General features: G+C 75.1%; 5 protein-coding genes and 1 pseudogene. 2 read left to right on the top strand and 4 right to left on the bottom strand.

All coding sequences use genetic code 11. The annotated features are described in order from the left end of the window. Positions 1–270 (bottom strand): annotated as a pseudogene (locus BUB17_RS24840) (SRPBCC family protein); the annotation flags it as partial. A gap of 91 nt (positions 271–361) precedes the next feature. After that, entirely contained in the window at positions 362–1,102 is a 741-nt protein-coding gene (locus BUB17_RS24835) for a GntR family transcriptional regulator (RefSeq protein ID WP_244277475.1), read from the bottom strand. A 235-nt stretch (positions 1,103–1,337) separates the two neighbouring features. On the opposite strand from BUB17_RS24835, the gene BUB17_RS24830 reads away from it, so the two are divergent. Beyond that, positions 1,338–1,898 carry a TetR/AcrR family transcriptional regulator gene (locus BUB17_RS24830; protein ID WP_072921475.1) on the top strand — a complete coding sequence of 187 codons (561 nt, stop codon included), beginning with the start codon at positions 1,338–1,340 and terminating at the stop codon, positions 1,896–1,898. A 3-nt stretch (positions 1,899–1,901) separates the two neighbouring features. On the opposite strand, the gene BUB17_RS24825 is transcribed toward BUB17_RS24830, so the two are convergent. Beyond that, positions 1,902–3,170 carry a metallophosphoesterase gene (locus BUB17_RS24825; protein ID WP_072921473.1) on the bottom strand — a complete coding sequence of 423 codons (1,269 nt, stop codon included), beginning with the start codon at positions 3,168–3,170 and terminating at the stop codon, positions 1,902–1,904. Positions 3,171–3,262: 92 nt separating this feature from the next. Further along, positions 3,263–4,849 (bottom strand): CYTH and CHAD domain-containing protein, encoded by a 1,587-nt coding sequence (locus BUB17_RS24820; RefSeq protein WP_072921471.1) that lies wholly within the window; start codon positions 4,847–4,849, stop codon positions 3,263–3,265. Between the two features lie 143 nt (positions 4,850–4,992). On the opposite strand from BUB17_RS24820, the gene BUB17_RS24815 reads away from it, so the two are divergent. After that, positions 4,993–5,340: PRC-barrel domain-containing protein (locus BUB17_RS24815; RefSeq protein ID WP_141243206.1), on the top strand; the 348-nt coding region annotated here is incomplete at its 3' end.

Below are 5,340 nucleotides of genomic sequence, written 5' to 3'. Positions count from 1 at the left end.
GGTCAGCTGCAGGCGGGTGGCGACCCGCTCCTGCGGCACCCACTCGACGATCTCGCCCTGCGGGGAGCCGGCCGGCGGCTGCACGCCGTCGTCGAGACGGCCGGGCACGGCGACGAACCGGGTCCCGCGGCCCGGCGCGCTCCGGTCGTCGACGACGTAGGAGACGTCGCAGACGGCGCAGTACGGCTCCAGGACGGCGAGCGCCTCCCACACGCGGCGCCGCTCGTGGGGCACCTCGCGGCTACCGGTGACGGTGACCGGCTGGGGCATGGGACCTCCGGGGACGACGGGCAGCGGTTCCGCCGACGGTAGTCCGCTCCCGGCCACCTCCAGGCGGCCGGTAACGGGCGAGGGGGTCCTCTCAGCGACCGCTGACCGAGACCTCGAACTCCACCTGGCTGACGTCGGGCCGCAACCGGGAGAAGCTGTGCACGAGGGGCTGGCCGGCGCTGTCGCGCACCGTCGTCCGGACCACCAGCAGCGGCGAGCCGGCGACCACCTGCAGCAGGTCGGCCTCGTCCGGCGCCGCGGTGCCGACGTCGACGACGATGCGGGCGGTGGCGAGGTCGGCCGAGTACTCCCGCCGGAGGAAGTCGTAGAGCGAGCCCTCGCTCAGGTCCACCTCGGCCGCCCGCGGGTACGTGGCGGCCGGCAGGAAGCTGTGCGCCACGTGGTTGGGTGCGCCGTCGACGCTGCGCAGCCGGACCAGCTCGACGACGTCGGTCGCGGGCTCCAGGTCCAGCTCGGTGACGACCGGCGGCTGGACCGGCACGATCCGCTGGGTGAGGACCGTGGTGCCCACCTGCGCGCCCTGCTCTGTCATCACCGAGCTCCACCCGGCGATGCGGTGCACGAAGCTCTCGCGGTACTCGTGGCGGATCGCCGGGCGGGTCACGTAGGTGCCCCGGCCCTGCTCGCGCACCAGGTGACCGTCGGCGACCAGTCCGTCGACGGCGCGGCGCAGCGTGATCCGGCTGACGCCGTACTCCTCGCACAGCACCGGCTCCGGCGGGAGCAGGGTGTGCTCGGGCAGCGCGGACACCCGGCGTCGCAGGTTCTCGCGGACCGACAGGTACTTCGGTCCCGACACGGCGCTGGTCACGTCCCTGAAGGTACTGCGGGTGTAGACGTCTGGTCGTCTGCAGACGTCTCTCTCACCCGGCCGTGTCGCCCCGGCGTCCGGCCCGTCTCCGGCGGTGCCGGGGTGACCGACTCGGGAATGGTGCGGATACACCGAGATCGACACATGATGTGGTGTCGTCTCGGCGTTCTCGCCCGGTCGCTGTCAGAAGTGGCCGAGCGCCGGGAGCGCCGCGGACGAGAGGAGGGACCGGGTCGTGGCCCAGGACCACCGCGCCCGTCAGTACGCCTCCACGCACCGGCGGATCTACGACACCGCGATGGAGCTGTTCGCGGAGCACGGCTACGAGGACGTGCCGATCGGCCGGCTGGCCGCGGCGGCCGGGGTGTCGGTGCAGACGTTCTACGCGCACTACCCGGGCAAGGACGACCTGATCATGGCGCTCCCGGCCCGCGCCGAGATCGAGGCCCTGGTGGCGACGGTCCCGGCCGACCGGCCGCTCGGCGCGCGGCTGCGTGGGGCGATCCTCGTCTTCGTCCGCGGGCTGACCGGGGACGCCCGGTCCGACGCCCTGGCCCGGTGGCGGCTCATCGCGACCACACCACGCCTCCGCTACCGCGCGGCGGAGTTCGAGCGGGCGACGGCGCAGCTGTTCCTCGAGGCGCTCGGCCTGCAGCGGGACCCGGCCGCCACCGTCGCGGTCACCGCGCACCTGTCGGCCTACACCCAGGGGCTGCTGCGCTGGGCGGACTCCGGCGGTGAGCTGGCGTTGGAGGAGGTCGTCCAGGAGGCCCTGGACACGCTGCGCGAGCTCTGAGCCTCAGGGAGCGCGCAGCTCGACGACCGCGACCTCGGGCCGCGCGCCGATCCGCATCGGCGGACCCCAGAAGCCCGCGCCGGTCGTGACGTAGAGCTGGGTGTCGCCGACCCGGGACAGCCCCTGCACGACGGGCTGATCGAGCCGCACCGCGTAGTCGAAGGGCCACAGCTGGCCGCCGTGCGTGTGCCCGGACAGCTGCAGCCCTACCCCGGCCGCCGCCGCCTGCTCGACCTGCACCGGCTGGTGGGCCATGAGCACGACCGGCACGGCGTCGTCGCGGCCGTCCAGCGCGGTGTCGAGGTCGGCGCCGTGGCCGGGCACGCCGGAGCTGAGCGCCGTCCGGTCGTCGATGCCGGCCAGGTCGACCGACGCGCCGCCGCGCACGATGGGCACCCGCTCGTTGCGCAGCACCTGCACCCCGAGGGTGGGCAGGTGGCGCAACCACGCGGTCGTGTCGACGAAGTACTCGTGGTTGCCGGTCACGAAGTAGACGCCCTGCTCGCTGACCAGGTCGGCCAGCGGGGCCACCTCTTCGCGCAGCTCGCCGAGCTCGCCGTCGACCAGGTCGCCCACGATCGCCACGACGTCGGGGCGCTGGGCGTTGACGATCTCCACCAGCCGCTCGAACCGCCGTGTGCTCGACATGGCCGAGAGGTGGCCGTCGGAGAAGGTGACGATCCGCAGGCCGTCCAGGGCCGGGTCGAGCCCGGCCAGCGTCACCGGCACCCGGCGGACGACGGGGGCGCTGTTGGCCAGGTAGGCGCCGGTGCCCGCCGTCCCCAGCGCGACGGCGCCGGCCGTGACGGCGAGCCCACGGGCCAGCAGCAACCGCCGCGAGGGGTCGGCGACACCGCTGCCCTGCGGGACCGGGATCCCCTCGGGCGCGGTCGCGGCTCCCACCGGCACGGCGACGGGCTCCGCGGCCGGCGCGCTGGAGAACCGCCTGCGCAGCAGCAGGCGGGCCGGCTCCAGCACCAGCAGGGTCAGGAAGAGGTAGAACGCGACGCCCAGCCAGCTGAAGCCGACCCACTGCACCACGGTGCTGAGCACCGAGTCCTCGCGGCGCAGCAGGACCGCCCCCACCGGGAGGAGGCCGAGGAGCAGCAGGCCCAGCGTCAGCAGCCGCCGCGCGCGGCCCGGCCGGGTCGTGCTGCGGACCAGCCGCCACCACAGGTAGCCGTGCAACAGCAGGACGGCCAGGAGGACGACGGTGGCGAAGCCCAGCAGGCCGATCAGGGACAGCGGAAGGACCTCCTCGCCCCCCACCATGGAAGGACCCCGTCCTGCCCACCCCTCGCGAGCTCAGGGCGGTGCCCTGGACGGGGCCAGCGGCGGGACCCGGCAGAAGTGGGGGCCTTCTCTCAGGTTAGCGAGGCCACGGCCTTCACCGCGCGGCGCAGGTCCCGCTCCAGCGTCCAGAACCCCGTCTCGGCGGTCTCGGCGCGGGCCTCCTCGAGGGCGTGCAGCCGGCCGTAGATCCAGGCGTTCTCCCCGGCGGTGAACGCGGCCCGCCCGACCCGCACGGCGACGTCGCGGGTGACCACGGTGTCCTGGGCGGCGCCCAGCAGGTCCTGCACCTGCTTGGTGCACTCGACGAGCGCGGTGACCGGCTCGCCGAGCTCGGCCTCGGCCACCTCCGCGGTGTAGCGCACCCGCTTGGCCGCCTTGCGCACCTCGTGCAGCCGCTCGTGCCGCTCGGCGCCCTCGGCCTCGCGGGCGGCGTCGACGGCGCGGCGCAGCCGTTTACCGGTACGACGGACGGCGTCGGCCAGCTGCGGAGACGCGGGCGCGGCGGCCGGCTCGGTCAGCGGCGGGTCGGCCAGCAGCGCGTCGACGGCGTCGATCAGCCGCAGGTAGCGCCGGTCGGTGAGGGTGCGGGCGACCCTGCGGCCGCCGGCCTCGTGGTCCTTGATCTGGGTCTGCTGCAACCGGGCGGCGACCGGGCCGAGCACGAGCTCCACCGGCTGGGCGGCCACCAGCTCGCGCAGGTGGGACAGCGCGACCTCGGTGTCGCGGGCGCCGGAGAGCTGGGCGCCCACCCACCGCAGCTCCTCGCGCAGCGGGTCGGTGTGCCCGCGGTCCAGCACCGGCCGGAACGCGGCGAGGATGCTGCGCAGCCGGCGGCAGGCGACCCGCAGGTCGTGCACGCCCTCGGGTTGCTCGGTGCGCACCGCCAGGTCGGCGTCCCGCAGCGCCTGGAGCTGCCTGGCCACCGCGCCGAGGACCACCTCGCCGGCCGTGCGGACCGGACGCTGCTCCTTCTTGGCCTTCTTGCCCTTCTTCGTCGTCCCGTCGGCCTCGGACGGCTCCGGGGCGGGGGCCCCCGGCGTCGGCAGCCGCCCGTCCAGCACCCGGGCGAGCTTCGAGGGAGCGGCGGCGGGGCGGGCGCCGGCCGCGACGAGCCGCTCGGTGACCGCCTGGAGCAGCGTCTCGTCGCCGTCGACCAGCTCGACCTCGATCTCCCGCCAGGTGGTGACGGTGGCCGGCTCGCCGGGCGCAGTCGCGAACGCCGTGCCGACGACGGCGTCGTCGGCCACCTCGGCCAGCACCCTCTCCTCCTCGTTCAGCAGCCGGTGCACCACCCGGCGGGTGGAGAGGGTGGCGACCGGCTCGGCCGCGGCGGTGCCCAGCAGGCCCAGGATCGGGGCGACGACGGCGCGCGGGGCGGTGCGGGCCGCCCGGCCCAGCGGCTGGTGCAGCTCGCGCCGGGCGCCGTCCGCCCCGGGGAGCTTCACGTGCCAGCCGGCGTCGGCCCCGCCGGTGCGCCGCCGCAGCGTCACCCGGGAGCGCAGCAGCCGCAGGTCCGGGGTGTCGTAGTAGGTCGCCTCGAGCGACTGCTCCTCCGGACCGCCGACCGCGGCGACCCCCCCGGCACCGGTCAGGTCCGGCAGGGAGAAGCCCTCGTCGGCCTCGAACTTGCGCTCGACCTCGATGTGCTCGCTGGTCACAGGTGCCACGGTAGGCAGGGAAGACCGCCTCAGCACACCGGCGGACGCCGCGCAGCACCCCATGTTCGGCCGGTGTCCCGGGTGGGCACGCTGGACCCGGCGGGTCCCGTGCGGGATCAGCGAGGACGAGGGGAGCCGACCCGGTGTTGAGCGAGCGAGAACTGTCCGCGGCGATCGGCAGCGCGGCCTACGGCCCGGACGGCGAGAAGATCGGCACGGTCGAGCACTTCTTCACCGACGACCGGACCGGAGCCCCCACTTGGGCGGCAGTCTCCACCGGGCTGTTCGGCACCCGGCACTCCGTCGTCCCCGCGACCGACGCCACCTTCACCGAGGGCACCGTGCGCCTGCCGGTCACCAAGGAGGCGGTCCGCACCGCGCCGTCGGTGTCCGATCAGCACCTCGACCCCGAGGCCGAGGCGCTGCTGCGCCAGCACTACGGCCTGGACGCCGGGACGACGACGACCGGGACGACGACGACCGGGACGACG

Source organism: Geodermatophilus obscurus (assembly GCF_900143215.1).
In the GTDB taxonomy this organism is placed as follows: domain Bacteria; phylum Actinomycetota; class Actinomycetes; order Mycobacteriales; family Geodermatophilaceae; genus Geodermatophilus; species Geodermatophilus obscurus_A.
This window is presented reverse-complemented; position numbering and strand designations above follow the sequence as displayed.